We start from the raw sequence: 15,423 nt of genomic DNA on the forward strand, positions 1-15,423 counted from the left end.
GTTTTTCTCTCGCAGATGCGGAACTGGATGCGATGGCTTTAGGCCGATGGGTCGGCCGGAGCAAGCCAGCGAAGGCATGAGAATGAATCGCAAGTGAACGCCGCCACCCACCGTCATCCTCGGATTTTTACATGGCAATCCAGTGGCTTGAACGCAAGAGGCGAGCCCCCTTGCGTTCAAATCCCACCAAATTCTTAACGCAGCGCGTTGGCCAGCAGCTTGTGCAGCTTGGAATGCAGGCCCTCGTTCGCCGCCAGATACTCGCCACGGTCGAGCGACTTGTCGCTGCCGCGGAAATCGCTGACGAAACCGCCCGCTTCTCGCACCAGCAGCATGCCCGCCGCCGCGTCCCAGGGCTTCAGGCCCGACTCCCAGAAACCGTCGTAACGGCCTGCCGCGACCCAGGCGAGGTCGAGCGCGGCCGAGCCGAAGCGGCGGATACCGGCGACCTGCGGGGCGATCGCACCGAAAATGCGGCTCCACTGGACGAAATCGCCATGACCCAGGAACGGGATGCCGGTGGCGATCAGCGCCTCCGACAGGTCGCGACGCGACGACACGCGCAGGCGGCCGTCCTGCAACCAAGCGCCTCGGCCCTTTTCGGCCCAGAAGCTCTCATCGGTCAGCGGCTGATAGATCAGGCCGGTCGTCACTTCGCGCTTGCCGTTCGCCAGCGGCTCCTCGACCGCGATCGAGATGGCGAAGTGCGGAATGCCGTGCAGGAAGTTCGAGGTGCCGTCGAGCGGGTCGATGATGAAGCGCGGCTTGGACGGATCGCCCTTGATCTCGCCGCCCTCCTCCATGAGGAAGTTCCAGTCGGGACGCGCCTTCTTCAGTTCCTCGAAGACGGTTTCCTCGGCGCGCTTGTCGGCCATCGACACGAAGTCGGCGGGACCCTTGCGGCTGACCTGGAGGTGCTGGACCTCGTTGAAGTCACGGCGCAGACGCGGGGCGGCCTTGCGCGCGGCGCGTTCCATGATGGTGAGAAGCCCGGAGTGCGAGGCCATGATCGTCCTTTCGATCGCGCCGCTGCTTGCCCAGGGCGCTCCAATTGAAAAGGCCCGCCGCGAGCGACGGGCCGGGACGGCGGATGACGGGGTCGCGCTCAGGTCGCGCCGGTCATCCGCCGATCGTGCTTAGTCCGCGCGGCGGACGTAGGTCTGTTCGTACACGTCGACGACGATGCGCGTACCCGATGCGATGTGCGGCGGCACCATCACGCGGACGCCATTGTCGAGAATGGCGGGCTTGTACGAGGACGAGGCGGTCTGCCCCTTTACCACCGCGTCGGCCTCGACGATGGTGGCTTCGATCTGGTCGGGAAGCTGAACCGAGATCGGCTTTTCCTCGTGCAGTTCCATCACGACGTCCATGCCATCCTGCAGGAACGCGGCGGCGTCGCCCAGCAGGTCGCGCGGCAGCGTGATCTGCTCATAGCTTTCCTTGTCCATGAAGGTCAGGTCGTCGCCTTCCGCAAACAGGAACTGGAAGTCCTTGGTATCCAGGCGGACGCGCTCGACCGTCTCGGCGGAGCGGAAGCGGACGTTCGTCTTGCGGCCGTCGATGAGGTTCTTCATCTCGACCTGCATATACGCACCGCCCTTGCCGGGCTGAGTGTGCTGAATCTTCACGGCGCGCCAGATGCCGCCTTCATACTCGATGATGTTGCCGGGACGAATGTCCACGCCGCTGATCTTCATGGGTCTTCAACCTGCTGGAAAGAGCGAAGGACACCGGCGCGAGAAACGCGGTCCGGCCTCCTGTGTCGGCCGCTTTAGCTCGAAGCGGTCTTTCCGGCAAGCAGCGGATAGGGATCGATCGGCTCGCCCTGATACCAGCTGTCCCCGGCGCGCATCCAGTTGACCGCGAAATGCAGATGCGTGTTGCCCGCCCCCGCATTGCCGCTGTCCCCGACATAACCGACGACCTGACCCTGGCGGACCTGCTGCCCCTCGGCCAGCCCAGGCGCATAGCCCTTCAGATGCGCGTAATAGAGCATCCACCGTCGGTCGGACGAGCGGATATAGAGGGTGTGACCGCCGCGATCGCTGTCGAACAGCTTCTCGACCGTGCCGGACAGCGCGGCGACGACCGGCGTTCCGCCCGGCGCCATCAGGTCGAGCCCCTGATGCTTGCGCTGGCCACCTTCGCGCGGATCGCCCCAGTCGTGACGCAGCGAGGAGACCGGATAATTGGCGATCGGCATGGCGAGCGCTGCCGAACTGCCCGCCGCCGCCTGTTTGGCTGGAGCCGCCACATCGGGAACGACGACTTCGCCCGGTCCGAAGGACAGCATCGACAGGAAACCGCCGACCGCGATGACGATCAGCCCCAGCATCACCCAACCGAAACGCGACAGCGGCCCCCTGCCCCCGCCACGCCTCATCGCGTCGTCACCGACGGCGCGCCCACGGCGGCCTGTCGTGACAGATTGCCACGCAGCCCGGCCGATGTCGGATGGGTGCCGACCGCCACCAGCGCCATGGCCACGCCGCCGACAAGGGCGATTGCCAGTCTCTTCACGCCCGCTCCTTAACCCGTGGATCGATCACCGGTTAAACGCGAAGCCCCGGCGCTTGTTTCCAAAGCGGAACGGATGTGCCGGGAAGATGCTCAGCCCAGCAGTTCGGCGAAGGCCTTGATCGCCGCCGTCTCGTCGCCGTTCCACACCGCGCCCGACACCGCCAGGAAGTCCGCCCCCGCCTTGACCAGCGGTGCGGCGTTGTCCGGGGTGATGCCGCCGATCGCGACACAGGGCAGCTCGAACAGGGCCGACCACCAGGACAGGACGACCGGCTCGGGCCGATGCTTGGTTTCCTTGGTCGCGGTCGGGTAGAAGGCACCGAACGCGACATAGTCTGCGCCCGCCTCGCCCGCTTCCATTGCGAGGTGACGGCTGTCGTGGCAGGTCACGCCGATCTGCACCGTGGGCCCGAGCACGTCGCGTGCCTCGCGGGCGTCGCCGTCTTCCTGCCCCAGATGCACACCGTCCGCGCCCAGCCGCTTGGCCAGGCTGATGCTGTCATTGACGATGAAGGCGACTTCGCGGTCGGCGCAGATACGCTGGAGCGGCTCGGCCAGCTTGGCGGCGGCGTGCTGGTCCATGTCCTTGACGCGGAACTGGAAGGCCGCGACCGGCCCGGCATCGAGCGCGCGCGCCAGACGGTCGGCGAAACCGCCGGTCACGTCGAGCGGCGAGATCAGATAGAGCTGGCAGGGCGGGCGCCGCACGTCGCGGGTAAAGGCTGCCGCGAAATTGGGGTCAAGGGGGCCGAGGGGATCGTCATCAAGCGTCATGGCCCCTCCCCTAGCGCCTGACGCGGCCTCCGTCACCTATGGCGAACGGATAAGGAATGGGCGCCCCGGTTCCCCAACCGGAACGCCCAACCCTAGCAAGAACTTATTCTTCGTTCTTGTAGATCGCGATCAGCTTGTCGAGCATCGCCAGCGCCTCGTCACGCGGGCGCTGGAAGGTGTTGCGGCCGATGATCGAGCCGTTGCCGCCACCGTCGCGAATGTCGCGCGCGTCCTGATAGACGGCATCGGCCCCCTTGGCCGCACCGCCCGAAAAGACGACGATGCGGCGACCTGCAAAGCTCGACTGCACCACATGGCGCACGCGGTCGGCCTGGTTCGACCAGTCGGTGCCTTCATAGACCTTCTTGGCCTCGGCCTGTTCGATATGGTCGCTGGGCAGCTTCACCTTGATGATGTGCGCGCCGAGCAGCGCGGCCATGTGCGCGGCATAGGCGCCGACGTCGAGCGCCAGCTCGCCGTCCTTGGTCAGCTTGCCGCCGCGCGGATAGCTCCAGATGACGGTGGCGAGACCCGCCTCGCGTGCTTCAGCCGACAGGATCGCGATCTGGTCCATTGCGTCGAAAATGCCGTCCGAACCCGGATAGATGGTAAAGCCGATCGCCGCGCAGCCCAGCCGCACCGCATCGTGAACGCTGCCGGTCACGGCCTGGGTGATCGAGGTACCCCAGCTGTTCGAGCTGTTGATCTTCAGGATGGTCGGGATCTGGCCCGCGAACGTGTCGGCACCGGCCTCCAGCATGCCCAGCGGCGCGGCATAGGCCGACAGCCCGGCATCGATCGCCAGCTGGAAATGGTAATGCGGGTCATAGGCGGGCGGATTGACCGCAAAGCTGCGCGCCGGGCCATGCTCGAACCCCTGGTCGACGGGCAGGATGATGACCTTGCCGGTGCCGCCCAGCTTGCCCTGCATCAGGATGCGGGCGAGGTTCGCCTTCACCGCGGCGGGCGTGCCTTCATATTTGTCGAGAATGGCCTTCACGGTCGGGGTCATCATGTCTCTCCAGATCAATACGGGTGTTCGATTGGGGTTCAGAGCATCAGCCAGCGGCGCAGCGCCTGGTCGACCTGCTCCATCCGGGTGGGCGAAGCATGGCCGATGACTTTGACGATATGATTGCGGGGGATGGACAGGATCTTGTCCACCTGCACCTCGCACTCGACCGTCAGGCCGGTATGCTCGCGCGGGGAAAAAGCGACACGGAACAACGCCTCGCCGCCGACGACCGAGGTCATCGGGCAGACGGTGATGGTGTTGTGCGTCTCGTTATACAGGTCCGACTGGACCACGAGGAACGGGCGGTGGTCGCCCCCCTCCCCGTTCGTGGCCAGCACGATGGCGGCATGGGCGATCGTCATGCGTCACCCTCCTTGGCCAGCGCATTCCAGAAAGCGAAGTCCTCCGGCGTGTCGCGCTTCGACGCGCGGGTCGACTGGCGGCGTGCCTCACGGCGATAGGCTTCGTCGTGAAGGTCGACATAGCGACGCACCGCTTCGCGCGCGATGTCGCTCTTGCTGCGCCCCTGCGTGCGCGCGACGGCGGCCAGCCGCTCTTCCAATTCGGTGTCGAGACGGACGCCGAGCATCACCACTTCCTTCGTTTAACGCGTTTAACCTAGCAAGTCTGGCGCGGCGGATCAAGCGGCTGTCTGACCAATTGCGACGCCCAAGAAAAAACCCCGCCGCCCGGGTAGGCGACGGGGTGATCGTCATGTCGAGTAAATCGACCGTCAGGCGGTCAGCGCGGCGACGCCGGGCAGGTCCTGCCCTTCCATCCATTCCAGGAACGCGCCGCCCGCCGTCGAGACGAAGGTGAACTGCGTGCCCACGCCCGCCTGGTTGAGCGCGGCGACGGTATCGCCGCCGCCCGCGACCGAGACGAGGCTGCCGTCCTGGGTCAGCGCCGCCGCCGTCTTGGCCAGCGCGACGGTCGCCATGTCGAAAGGCGGCGTCTCGAACGCGCCCAGCGGACCGTTCCAGACCAGCGTACGACAGTTCTTCAGCACATCGCCCAGCGCCTCGACGGCATTGGGGCCGAGGTCGAGGATCATCTCGTCGGCGGCGACTTCATGGACGTTGACGGTGCGGGTGTCGGGGTTCGGCTTGAACTCCTTGGCGACCACGACGTCGTACGGCAGGTGGACCGTGCAGCCCGCCTTGTCAGCCGCTTCGAGGATTTCCTCGGCGGTGCCGGTCAGGTCATGTTCGCACAGCGACTTGCCCACATCGACCCCGCGCGCGGCGAGGAAGGTGTTGGCCATGCCGCCGCCGATGATGAGGTGATCGACCTTGCCGACCAGATGCTTGAGGACGGCGAGCTTGGTCGAGACCTTGGCGCCGCCGACCACGGCCGCGACCGGATGCTCGGGATTGCCGAGCGCCTTTTCCAGCGCGTCGAGTTCGGCCTCCATCGCGCGACCCGCAAAGGCCGGAAGCTGGCGCGCCAGCCCCTCGGTCGAGACGTGCGCGCGGTGCGCGGCCGAAAAGGCGTCGTTGACGTACAGATCGCCGAGCTTGGCGATCTGCGCCGCCAGTTCGGGATCGTTCTTTTCCTCACCGGCATGGAAGCGGGTGTTTTCCAGGATCGCGATATCGCCCGGGTTCAGCGTCGCGACAGCGGCTTCCGCCGCCTCGCCCGCCACATCGTCGATGAAGCGGACCGGACGGCCCAGCACGTCGCTATACGGCTGGGTCAGCATCGCCAGCGAGAATTCGGGATTACGCTGCCCCTTGGGGCGGCCGAAATGGGCGAGGATCAGGACGATCGCGCCCTTGTCGGCCAGTTCGGTCACGGTCGCGATCGTCGCGCGCAGGCGGGTGTCGTCGGTGACGCGGCCATCGGCCATCGGCACGTTCAGATCCTCGCGGACCAGCACGCGCTTGCCTTGGACATCGCCCATATCGTCGAGCGTCTTGAAGGCCTTGGTCATGATTCCTCGATCCTGATGTTATCGCCGATACGGATCGTGCCCCCCTCGATCACGCGGGCGCACGCGCCGCCGCGCCAGTCGGGTCGAAGGGCCGCCTGCAATCCGTCGGCGATCGCGTCCATGCGGTGGCACGGATCGCATTCCACGGTGATTTCCAGAAGGACGGGTCCGATACGCAGCCGGGTGCCCGGAATCTGGGGAAGGTCGAAATCCTCGACCAGCAGGTTCGCACGGCGCTCCTGCCAGGGAATGGTGCGGTCGATCTCGGCCAGCGCGGCATCCCAGTCGGCCCGCTCGATCAGCGTCACCTGACGCTTGCCCCGACCGCCGGGCTTCACCCGCCCGCGACAATCGCCTTCCACGCCGCCCTCCAGGGTCACGATGGCGGTGTCGATCACCTCCATCGGCCCCTTCGGCACGGCATGGCGGGCGATGCCGGCCAGATGCCCGGTCATCGCCCGCCCGTCGGTCATTACAGGAACTTCGCCATCGCGGTCGCGGTGTCGACCATGCGGTTCGAAAAGCCCCATTCATTGTCGTACCAGGACACGACGCGCACCAGCTTGCCGTCGATCACCGCCGTCTCCAGGCTGTCGACGGTCGAGGACTGCGGCGAGTGCATCAGGTCGATCGAGACCAAAGGCTCGTCGGTATAGACCAGAACGCCCTTCAGCGCCTCGCTCTCCGACGCGGCCTTCAGGATCGCGTTGACCTCTTCCTTGGTCGTGTCGCGCGCGGGCGTGAAGGTCAGGTCGACCAAGCTGACGTCCGGGGTCGGCACGCGGATGGCCGAGCCGTCCAGCTTGCCCTTCAGTTCCGGCAGAACCTCGCCCACCGCGCGGGCGGCACCCGTGGTGGTCGGGATCATCGACATGGCGGCGGCGCGGGCGCGACGCAGGTCGGGATGGATCTGGTCGAGGATCTTCTGGTCGTTGGTATAAGCGTGGACCGTGGTCATCAGGCCGCGCTCGATGCCGATCGCGTCGTTCAGCACCTTGGCGACCGGCGCCAGGCAGTTGGTGGTGCACGAGGCGTTCGACACGATGGTGTGGTCGGCGGTCAGCTTGTCATGGTTGACGCCGTAGACGACGGTCAGGTCGACATTCTTGCCCGGCGCCGAGATCAGCACCTTCTTGGCGCCGGCCGCGATGTGCTTTTCGCACGATGCCTTGTCGGTGAAGAAGCCGGTGCACTCCAGGACCAGGTCGACGCCCAGTTCCTTGTGCGGCAGGTTCGCCGGATCACGCTCGGCGGTGACGCGGATGCGCTTGCCGTCGATCACGATGTCGTTGCCCTCGGCGGCTACTTCGCCCGGATAGCGGCCGTGGATGCTGTCGCGGCTGAACAGCCAGGCGTTGGACTTGGCGTCGGCGAGATCGTTGATCGCGACGAGTTCCAGCGCGCCCTCGCCCCGCTCGAGGATGGCGCGCGCCACCAGGCGACCGATGCGGCCGAAACCGTTGATTGCAACCTTGACCGTCATGCCAGCAAGCTCCTGTCTTGTACGGGCCGTGCCTTGGACGGCACCGCCCCCGGTTGGATGGAGATCATTTTCGATGATTCCATCATTCGCGCCACGCCTTTCGGAGGCGACGGGTTCGCTGTCAACCGCCGCGACGCGGCGAACCGTCCAATTCCGGGTTGCCGCGTGAAACCAGCCTGCTAAGCCCCTTTCATGCCCGAACCTATTGCCGACGACGTCCTTTCCTCCGTCGAACGGATCGACCACGCGATCGCCCGCATCGAACGGGCGATCCGAACCCGCGCCGCCAAGGAAGACGCGCTCGCCCGCCGTCACGCCGCGCTGAAGGCGCGCATGGCCGAGGCGGTAAGCGCGCTGGACGACGTCATCAGCCGGGGGAGCGCCGCCTGATGGCCGAAGTGACGATCTTGGTCGGCGACCGCCCGCACACCGTCTATTGCCAGGAGGGCGGCGAAGCGCGGGTGCGGATGCTGGGCCAGATGCTCGACCAGCGCTGGTCGGCGGCGATGCGCGCCTCGGGCGGCCATAATGGCGAGCGGGCGCTGCTGTTTGTGGCGCTGATGCTGGCCGACGCACTGGAAGAGGCCGAACGGCGCCCGCCTGCGGGGGCTGCGGTCAGCGAGGCCGCCCTCGCCCGCATCGCCGAGCGGCTGGAAGGTCTGGCCGATGCGCTCGACGAAGAGGGCCGGTCGGAGGACGGACGCCCTTGAGTATCCCTGGCCCCTCGCCTACATGGGTTGGCGGCGGGCTCTGCCCGGTACGAGCCACGATAATCCCTGAGGCTATTCTTCATCCAAGGGGGCTGTCCCTGCCCGGACCCTGGTCCGACGTACATGGTCCCCACCTGACGTATTGGGCGTCAGTGGATATTACGGCAAACGGCCATGGCGGTCCCGCCACCCGCCCTTCCCCCGATCATCGTCGCGCATCATGATCGACAAGCGCGCCCTACGCGCCCGGATGCGGGCGGTGCGCGACGCGCATGGTCCCGGCCTGTTGCCGGTGGCGCGGCCCTTTCTCGACCGCCTGCTCCCAAAGCAGGTTGTCGCAGCCTATCGCCCCCTGGGGGCGGAAGCGGACCCGGCGCTTTGGGTCGAGGCGGCGCTGCATGCCGGGGCGACGATCGCCCTGCCCCATGTCACCGACCGCGCCAGCCCTATCCGCTTCCTGACATGGACGGACGGCGAGGATCTGAGCGTTGGCGCCTTCGGCCTGCACCAACCCGCCGCCGATGCTCCCGAATGCCGCCCGGACATCATCCTGACGCCGCTCGTCGGCTTCGACCGGCGCGGAAATCGGCTGGGACAGGGCGCAGGCCATTATGACCGCGCTTTTGCGGCCAATCCCGATGCCTGGCGGGTCGGCATCGCCTGGAGCGTGCAGGAGGTCGAGGAGCTGGTTCCCGACAGCTGGGACGTGCCGCTTCACGCCATCGCCACCGAATCGGAATGGATCGTCCCATGACCCCCAGTTGGCGCAAACCCGCCGGAATGCTGCTGATCGTCGCGATCATCATCGCTTGGGCAGGGTTGGTCGCCAGCCTGTCCGGTACGGTCGGTCAGTGGCATTGGGTGTTACAGTTGGCCTTCTATGTCGTGGCGGGGATCGTGTGGATCACGCCGATGAAGCCGCTGCTGCGCTGGATGGAAGGCGGGCGGCGCTGAGGCAGGCGTCGGGGCGTGGCCTTCGACTTTGCTCAGGCTGAGCGGGGCTTGGGCTATTCCCCGCTGTCCTTTCAGGCTTCCACACGCCACAACCACCGTTCGCACTGAGCAAAGTCGAAGTGCACGCCCCAAGCTCGCCAACGGCCAGCTGACAGCCCTCAGCAAACCTGTACGCCACCTTGAAGCGCGGCCTTCGACTGCGCTCAGGCTGAACGAAGATGGGGGATGTTGGGAGCGGATTTTTTGGGAAACGACCGGCATATGCTAAGGTCAACTCGCATCGAAGCGAGCACCCAGACCAACGCTGCCAATGCTGAAAACAAAAGCGCCATCCCGAAGGATGGCGCGAGTGACGGGGCTCGAACCCGCGACCTCCGGCGTGACAGGCCGGCGCTCTAACCAACTGAGCTACACCCGCTTGAAAGCCATGCGATGCCAGGCAAAACCGGCATCGGCCCCAATGGGGATTTCGATATTTTCAGCCATTCTCCGAAGAGAGTGGCGCGAGTGACGGGGCTCGAACCCGCGACCTCCGGCGTGACAGGCCGGCGCTCTAACCAACTGAGCTACACCCGCTGAAAGCGTCGAGGCGCGCCAACTAGGCGAGCGCTCCGAACCTGTCAACGCATCATTTCATTTTTCTTGCGGAACGTCCTCCGGGTCGGTTTTGCGGTCGAGATGGGTGAGCGTTCCATGCTCGAACAGGAAGCCTGCGATGTCGGGCTTTCCGGCCGCCTTCAGGACGGTTTGCAGGATGATGAGCAGGGGAACCGCCAGCAGCGCCCCCAAGGTGCCCCAGACCCATCCCCAGAAGCTTAGGGAGACCAGGATCAGCACCGGGCTGATGGTCAGGCGATGCCCGACGATCAGCGGGGTGATCAGGTTCGCCTCGATCAGATGCATCCCGTACATGATCGCAGGCGGCGCCAGCGCGACCCAGATGTCGCTGAACGTCATCAGGCCGCCGACCGCCAGCAGCATCGCGCCGATCACCGGCCCGAAATAGGGGATATAGTTGAGCAGCGCGACGATACCGCCCCACATCAGCGGATAAGGCATACCGAACAGCGACAGCGCGCCCGCCACCGCCCCGCCCAGCGCCAGATTGATGATGGTGATCGTACCCAGATAGGCCGAGACGTCGTCCACCACCTCCTGGATCACCCGCGCAGTCGCCATCGCGCCGTCGAAGCTGGTCCGTCCGCGAATCGTTTCCTTGCGCATCCGGGTCCAGCCGGACAGCACGAAGAAGACGACCAGAACCCCGAACAGGAACTGGACGATCAACCCCGGTGCCGAGGTCGCCGCCAGTTCCAAGATCGAGCTGGGCGGAGAAACGGCGGCGGTCTGCGGCTGGCGGATCGGGGTCGAGGCGACCTGCCGCAGCGCCTTGTTCACATAGCGCTCGAGGCTGGAATAGAGATCGAGCAGCGGCGCCAGATTGTCCTGGATGCGCCCGATCCGGCTGGGCAGCAGGCGGAAGAAGTCCGTCGCGGGCACGATGATTGCAGCCAGCGCGATATTGGCGACGATCAGGAACAACAAGACGCACATCAGCGCTGCCAGCGCAGAGGGCACGCGCCGTCGCTCCAGCCATTCCAATATGGGCACCAGCGCGATCGCTATGACCAGCGCAGTAGTCAGCGGCAGGAAGAACTCGGCTCCCTCGCGCAGTGCGAACGGCAGGGCCAGGATGAAGCCCGCCCCCGCGGTCAGGGTCAGCCCGGCGAGTAGCCGGTCCCGGCGCATGGCGATCCGCACCGCATCGCGCGGCCCCATGCCCAGCGGCGTCCCCAGGATCGAATCACCAGCCGGAAAGGCCTGGTCGACCGGCTCGTCTTGCGCGTCACTCATGACGGTCACGTTAGCGGCTTTCCTAACGCAGGAAAGCCGCTAACGCCGCCATTTCATGACGTTTATGTCATGTGAGGCCGTGCAGCCGCCTCACCAGGCGCGGGGAATGCCCCCGGTGCGTTCGGCCACGGCATTTTCGATCGACTGGAGCTGGGTCCGGCTAAGCACCCCGGCGTCCATCAGGTGACGCATCAGTTCTTCGGTCAGCGCCGCCAGAAAGTGCAGCTCGGCGCGCTCCGAGACGCCGTCTTCGTTCAAACCGTCCATCGCCTTCTCCCAGCCAGATCGTTGCCGACTGTGTAGCGGGCACCCCAACGGCGTAAAAGCCCTTTCGGGTCTGACCGCCCGACCCGAAGGGCAGGCGACCATTGACGTTTACGTCAACGTACAGCATCACCCGGCCATGGATCGCAATACCCCACCCCGTTTCTCTCCCGATCAACTGGCCCAGGGTCTGGTCGCACTGCTCGATATCGAAGAAATCGACACCGACCTCTATCGCGGCGCCAGGCGGCCCGGCGGCGAAGGCCGGGTCTTCGGCGGACAGGTCATCGCCCAGGCGCTGCAGGCCGCGCAGCGGTCGACGGAAGCGCCCAAGACGGCGCATTCGCTCCACGCCTATTTCATGCGCCCCGGCGACGAACGCTTCCCCATCACCTACCGGGTGGAGCGTGATTTCGAGGGGCGCAGCTTCGCCACCCGCCGCGTGATCGCGATGCAGAAGGGCAAGCCGATCCTGAACCTGGCCTGCTCGTTCCAGACGCCCGAGGATGGGATGCATCATCAGGATGCGATGCCCGCCGTGCCCGCAGCCGATGCCCTGCCCTCGGAACGCGAATTGCTGGACAGTCTGGGCGATCAGGTGCCCGGCCCCATCCGCAGCTTTCTGGAACGGCCGCGCCCGATCGAGCTGCGCACGGTCGATCCGCGCCAGCTGCTCGCCCCCGAACCGCGCGAGCCGGTGCAGGCGATCTGGTTCCGGCTGGTCGCGCCGATCGGCGACGATCCCGGCCTGCACCGCGCGATCCTGGCCTATGCCAGCGATTTCGCGCTGCTGGGCACCTCGACGCTGCCGCATGGCATCAACTGGCTGGTCCACGACATGCAGACCGCCAGCCTGGACCATGCACTGTGGCTGCACGAGCCGTTCCGCGCCGACGAGTGGCTGCTCTACACGACCGACAGCCCCTGGGCGGGCCATGCACGCGGGTTCAATCGCGGCCGCATCTTCGCCGCCGATGGCCGACTGGTCGCCAGCGTCGCGCAGGAGGGGCTGATCCGGCTGCGCAAGCCAGCCATCGAAAGCTGAACGACGTGTCATATGGCCTGATCGGGCATACCGATTTTAGGACAGCCAAGGAAAATTCGCCGATACCCACCGGAAAAGCGGTGAAATGACGGTGACGGCCAAGACTTTCACTTCTAAACACGGGTGATCGCCCGCGGTGCGGGCGATGATGACGGAGGGGATGGAAGGCATGACGGCGACGTCCGTCGGTGAAGCGCGGAATACCGACCGCTATCTGCGAAAGCGCGATGCCATTCTGGCGGCGGCGGCCCAGGTCATAAACGAGCAATCGGCCAAGGGCATGACCTTCGCCGATGTCGCGCGGCGGGTGGGACTGAATACCACCAGCGTCACCTATTATTTCCGCCGCAAGGAGGAACTGGCGGCGGCGGCGTTCGAGCATACGCTGGAGCGGCTGCTGGACATGCTGGCCGAGGCTGCCGAGGAACCGACGCCGCAGGCCCGCGTCGCGCGCTATCTGTCAATCAACATGGCGCGGCTGGCGCGGATCGAACGCGGTGAGGAAACGCCCTTCGCCGTGCTGTCCGACCTGCGTGCCATGGAGGAGCCGCTGCGCGGCCAGTTGATGGCCGGTTGGCAGAAGGTGTTCCGCGCCACCCGCAGCCTGTGGGGACCGGCGCCCAGCCGCGCGCATACCGACCTGCACGGTGCGCGCGCGCATGTGCTGCTGGAGAACACCTTCTGGCTGCCCATGTGGCTGGACCGTTACGAACCCGATCAATATGCCCGTGTCGAGGAACGGCTGCTCGACGTGCTGACCCATGGCATCGCCGCACCCGGATCGACCTGGAACCCCACCATGCTCGATATGGAGGCGCAGGGCGCGCGTGGCGGCGAGCCGGGGCGTGAGGCGTTCCTGCTGGCCGCGACGCGGCTCATCAACCAGCTCGGCTATCGCGGTGCCAGCGTCCAGCGGATCGCGTCAGAGCTGAACGTGACCAAGGGCAGCTTCTACCACCATCTCGACGCCAAGGACGATCTGGTCGTTGCCTGCTACCGGCGCAGCTTCGACACGATCACCGCCGCACAGCAACTGGCCGATGCCGCCGGGGGCAGCCACTGGCACCGGTTGTCGAGTGCGATCGCCACACTGCTGGACATCCAGTTCGCCGAGCGCGGGCCGCTGTTGCGCACCAGCGCGCTGTCCAGCCTGTCCGGCGAGGTGCGGGCGCAGATGGTCGATCGCTCCAACCGGATCGCGCGGCGCTATGCGGGTACGATCATGGACGGAGTCGGCGAAGGATCGATACGCGCGGTGGACGCCCTGATCGCCGCACAGGCGCTGATGGCGATCCAGAACGCCGCCTTCGACATGCGCAAATGGGCGGGGACGATGGAGCGCCCGCATGCCATCGCGCTGTACGCATCCACCATCCTCTACGGCATGTTCGACGACCGTTTCCTGCGCTGACCCGCACAATTTGCGACAAAAGCGCGGGAAGCCCGACATGATCGGGCGACAGCCGGGGTGCAGAACGGTCATCGTTCGGCAGGGACTTGCCCCTGCCGCCAGGAGGATGCCCCACCCCATGCGAAAGACCCTGCTCGGCCTTTCCCCCGCCCTGCTGCTGGGCGCCACGCTGCTGACCGCGACTGCCGCCCAGGCGCAGACCGACGCGCCGCCCCCGCCCGGCGGCGGGATGCGCGGTGGCATGATGGGCGTGCAGCCAGACGCGAACGGCAACATCACCCGCGCCGCCGCGATCGCCGCCGCCGACCAGCGCTTCGCCGCGATGGACGCCAATCACGACGGCACCGTCACCCCCGACGAAATGCGTGCCTATCGCGAGCAACGCCGCGCCGAACATGCCGCGCGCCGCCCCGGTGTCGACCGGCCCGGCCGCCCCGCACCGCAGCCGATCACCGCCGACGCCTTCCGCGCCCGCGCCACCGCCATGTTCGACCGGCTCGACACCAATCATGACGGCAAGATCGACGCCGCCGAACGCGCCGCCGCGCCGCGCTGGGGCGGCCGTCATCGCGGCGGGATGAACCCCTCCGGCCAGGCCCCGTCGCAATCCGACGCCGACTGAGCCGCCAAGCGGAAGGGACGGGCCATTCTCCCCCAATTTCCCTCATGCCCCGTCCCTTTTGCGGCCCGCGTCCGCCATGCTAGACCCCGAACCCATGTCCGAAACGCCGCATTTGCTGCTCGTCGATGACGAGCGTTCGATCCGCGAGCCGCTGGCCGTCTATCTCACCAAACAGGGCTTTCGCGTGACTCAGGCGGGCGATGCCGCCTCGGCGCGCACCCGGCTGGCCGCCTATGCGATCGACCTCGTGATCCTGGACATCATGATGCCCGGCGAGGACGGGCTGAGCTTATGCCGCCATATCGCAGCGACCAGCGAGGTACCGGTCATCCTGCTGACCGCGCGCGCGGAGGAAACCGACCGAATCGTCGGGCTGGAGATGGGCGCCGACGATTATGTCGTGAAGCCCTTTTCCCCGCGCGAGCTGGCGACCCGCGTCAAGGTGGTGCTGCGCCGGACCCAGGCGGGCGGCGCCCGGCACCATGCCCCCGACAGCGGATCCTATGCCTTTGCGGGCTGGGTGCTGAAATCGGGCGAGCGCTCGCTGGTCGACCGCGAGGGGGTGTCGGTGATGCTCTCGACCGGCGAATATAATCTGCTGCTCGCGCTGGTCAGCCGTCCGCGTCAGGTGCTGACCCGCGACCAGCTGCTCGACCTGACCCAGGGGCGCGAGGCCGCCGCCTTCGACAGGGCGATCGACAACCAGGTCAGCCGCTTGCGTCGCAAGATCGAGGCGGACCCCAAATCGCCCGAGATCATCAAGACGGTCTGGGGCGGCGGCTATACGCTCGCCGCCGAAGTCACCCGCCTGTGAAATCCACTAGCGTGAAGCTGC

At 66.4% G+C, this 15,423-nt stretch carries 21 protein-coding genes and 2 tRNA genes; 8 read left to right on the forward strand and 15 right to left on the reverse strand.

Going from position 1 to position 15,423, the window contains the following annotated elements:
* Nucleotides 1-194: 194 nt before the first annotated feature.
* The 11 genes from KV697_RS04190 to gap form a co-directional block, all read right to left on the reverse strand.
* Nucleotides 195-1,007 (reverse strand): inositol monophosphatase family protein, encoded by an 813-nt coding sequence (locus KV697_RS04190; protein ID WP_007404243.1) that lies wholly within the window; start codon nt 1,005-1,007, stop codon nt 195-197.
* A 129-nt stretch (nt 1,008-1,136) separates the two neighbouring features.
* Nucleotides 1,137-1,700, reverse strand: coding sequence for an elongation factor P (gene efp, locus KV697_RS04195; RefSeq protein ID WP_007403968.1), 564 nt, complete (start codon nt 1,698-1,700; stop codon nt 1,137-1,139).
* Nucleotides 1,701-1,774: 74 nt separating this feature from the next.
* A complete protein-coding gene (locus tag KV697_RS04200; RefSeq protein ID WP_219020221.1) occupies nt 1,775-2,386 on the reverse strand; it encodes a M23 family metallopeptidase in 612 nt (203 codons plus the stop codon).
* Nucleotides 2,383-2,523 (reverse strand): hypothetical protein, encoded by a 141-nt coding sequence (locus KV697_RS04205; protein WP_219020222.1) that lies wholly within the window; start codon nt 2,521-2,523, stop codon nt 2,383-2,385. The genes KV697_RS04200 and KV697_RS04205 overlap by 4 nt, the downstream gene beginning before the upstream one ends.
* 90 nt (nt 2,524-2,613) lie before the next feature.
* The gene (gene thiE / locus KV697_RS04210) at nt 2,614-3,297 is read right to left on the reverse strand and encodes a thiamine phosphate synthase (RefSeq protein ID WP_219020223.1); all 684 of its coding nucleotides are present in this window, start codon (nt 3,295-3,297) and stop codon (nt 2,614-2,616) included.
* A gap of 103 nt (nt 3,298-3,400) precedes the next feature.
* The gene (locus KV697_RS04215) at nt 3,401-4,309 is read right to left on the reverse strand and encodes a class I fructose-bisphosphate aldolase (protein WP_219021238.1); all 909 of its coding nucleotides are present in this window, start codon (nt 4,307-4,309) and stop codon (nt 3,401-3,403) included.
* Between the two features lie 38 nt (nt 4,310-4,347).
* Nucleotides 4,348-4,674 (reverse strand): type II toxin-antitoxin system PemK/MazF family toxin, encoded by a 327-nt coding sequence (locus KV697_RS04220; protein ID WP_058716345.1) that lies wholly within the window; start codon nt 4,672-4,674, stop codon nt 4,348-4,350.
* Complete coding sequence (relB, locus tag KV697_RS04225; RefSeq protein WP_058733351.1) at nt 4,671-4,901, reverse strand: type II toxin-antitoxin system RelB family antitoxin; 231 nt, start codon at nt 4,899-4,901, stop codon at nt 4,671-4,673. The genes KV697_RS04220 and relB overlap by 4 nt, the downstream gene beginning before the upstream one ends.
* Before the next feature lie 144 nt (nt 4,902-5,045).
* Entirely contained in the window at nt 5,046-6,245 is a 1,200-nt protein-coding gene (locus tag KV697_RS04230; protein WP_219020224.1) for a phosphoglycerate kinase, read from the reverse strand.
* Entirely contained in the window at nt 6,242-6,718 is a 477-nt protein-coding gene (locus tag KV697_RS04235) for an MOSC domain-containing protein (RefSeq protein ID WP_257575598.1), read from the reverse strand. Before KV697_RS04235 ends, KV697_RS04230 begins: the two co-directional genes overlap by 4 nt.
* Complete coding sequence (gap, locus tag KV697_RS04240; protein ID WP_183951395.1) at nt 6,718-7,728, reverse strand: type I glyceraldehyde-3-phosphate dehydrogenase; 1,011 nt, start codon at nt 7,726-7,728, stop codon at nt 6,718-6,720. The genes KV697_RS04235 and gap overlap by 1 nt, the downstream gene beginning before the upstream one ends.
* Before the next feature lie 192 nt (nt 7,729-7,920).
* On the opposite strand from gap, the gene KV697_RS04245 reads away from it, so the two are divergent.
* The 4 genes from KV697_RS04245 to KV697_RS04260 all read left to right on the forward strand — a co-directional run bounded on the left by KV697_RS04245 (nt 7,921) and on the right by KV697_RS04260 (nt 9,392).
* Complete coding sequence (locus tag KV697_RS04245) at nt 7,921-8,118, forward strand: hypothetical protein (RefSeq protein ID WP_175311420.1); 198 nt, start codon at nt 7,921-7,923, stop codon at nt 8,116-8,118.
* Nucleotides 8,118-8,438, forward strand: coding sequence for a cell division protein ZapA (locus KV697_RS04250; RefSeq protein WP_219020225.1), 321 nt, complete (start codon nt 8,118-8,120; stop codon nt 8,436-8,438). The genes KV697_RS04245 and KV697_RS04250 overlap by 1 nt, the downstream gene beginning before the upstream one ends.
* Before the next feature lie 220 nt (nt 8,439-8,658).
* On the forward strand, nt 8,659-9,192 hold the full coding sequence (locus KV697_RS04255) for a 5-formyltetrahydrofolate cyclo-ligase (protein WP_219020226.1): 534 nt from the start codon (nt 8,659-8,661) through the stop codon (nt 9,190-9,192).
* A complete protein-coding gene (locus KV697_RS04260) occupies nt 9,189-9,392 on the forward strand; it encodes a DUF2842 domain-containing protein (RefSeq protein ID WP_219020227.1) in 204 nt (67 codons plus the stop codon). The genes KV697_RS04255 and KV697_RS04260 overlap by 4 nt, the downstream gene beginning before the upstream one ends.
* A 341-nt stretch (nt 9,393-9,733) precedes the next feature.
* Here KV697_RS04260 and KV697_RS04265 read toward each other — a convergent pair.
* The 4 genes from KV697_RS04265 to KV697_RS04280 form a co-directional block, all read right to left on the reverse strand.
* Nucleotides 9,734-9,810 (reverse strand) — tRNA-Asp (locus KV697_RS04265).
* 81 nt (nt 9,811-9,891) lie between these two features.
* Nucleotides 9,892-9,968 (reverse strand) — tRNA-Asp (locus KV697_RS04270).
* A 57-nt stretch (nt 9,969-10,025) separates the two neighbouring features.
* Nucleotides 10,026-11,246, reverse strand: a complete 1,221-nt coding sequence (locus tag KV697_RS04275; protein WP_374011388.1) for an AI-2E family transporter — start codon at nt 11,244-11,246, stop codon at nt 10,026-10,028.
* A gap of 90 nt (nt 11,247-11,336) precedes the next feature.
* Nucleotides 11,337-11,513 carry a hypothetical protein gene (locus KV697_RS04280; RefSeq protein WP_219020229.1) on the reverse strand — a complete coding sequence of 59 codons (177 nt, stop codon included), beginning with the start codon at nt 11,511-11,513 and terminating at the stop codon, nt 11,337-11,339.
* 136 nt (nt 11,514-11,649) lie between these two features.
* On the opposite strand from KV697_RS04280, the gene KV697_RS04285 reads away from it, so the two are divergent.
* The 4 genes from KV697_RS04285 to KV697_RS04300 all read left to right on the forward strand — a co-directional run bounded on the left by KV697_RS04285 (nt 11,650) and on the right by KV697_RS04300 (nt 15,402).
* Nucleotides 11,650-12,555 (forward strand): acyl-CoA thioesterase, encoded by a 906-nt coding sequence (locus KV697_RS04285; RefSeq protein WP_219020230.1) that lies wholly within the window; start codon nt 11,650-11,652, stop codon nt 12,553-12,555.
* A gap of 169 nt (nt 12,556-12,724) precedes the next feature.
* The gene (locus tag KV697_RS04290; RefSeq protein ID WP_219020231.1) at nt 12,725-13,966 is read left to right on the forward strand and encodes a TetR/AcrR family transcriptional regulator; all 1,242 of its coding nucleotides are present in this window, start codon (nt 12,725-12,727) and stop codon (nt 13,964-13,966) included.
* Between the two features lie 118 nt (nt 13,967-14,084).
* Nucleotides 14,085-14,588 (forward strand): EF-hand domain-containing protein, encoded by a 504-nt coding sequence (locus tag KV697_RS04295; RefSeq protein ID WP_219020232.1) that lies wholly within the window; start codon nt 14,085-14,087, stop codon nt 14,586-14,588.
* 94 nt (nt 14,589-14,682) lie between these two features.
* Entirely contained in the window at nt 14,683-15,402 is a 720-nt protein-coding gene (locus KV697_RS04300) for a response regulator (RefSeq protein ID WP_042483248.1), read from the forward strand.
* Nucleotides 15,403-15,423 lie beyond the last annotated feature (21 nt).

The sequence above is a fragment of the Sphingomonas sanguinis genome, assembly GCF_019297835.1.
Taxonomy (GTDB): domain Bacteria; phylum Pseudomonadota; class Alphaproteobacteria; order Sphingomonadales; family Sphingomonadaceae; genus Sphingomonas; species Sphingomonas sanguinis_D.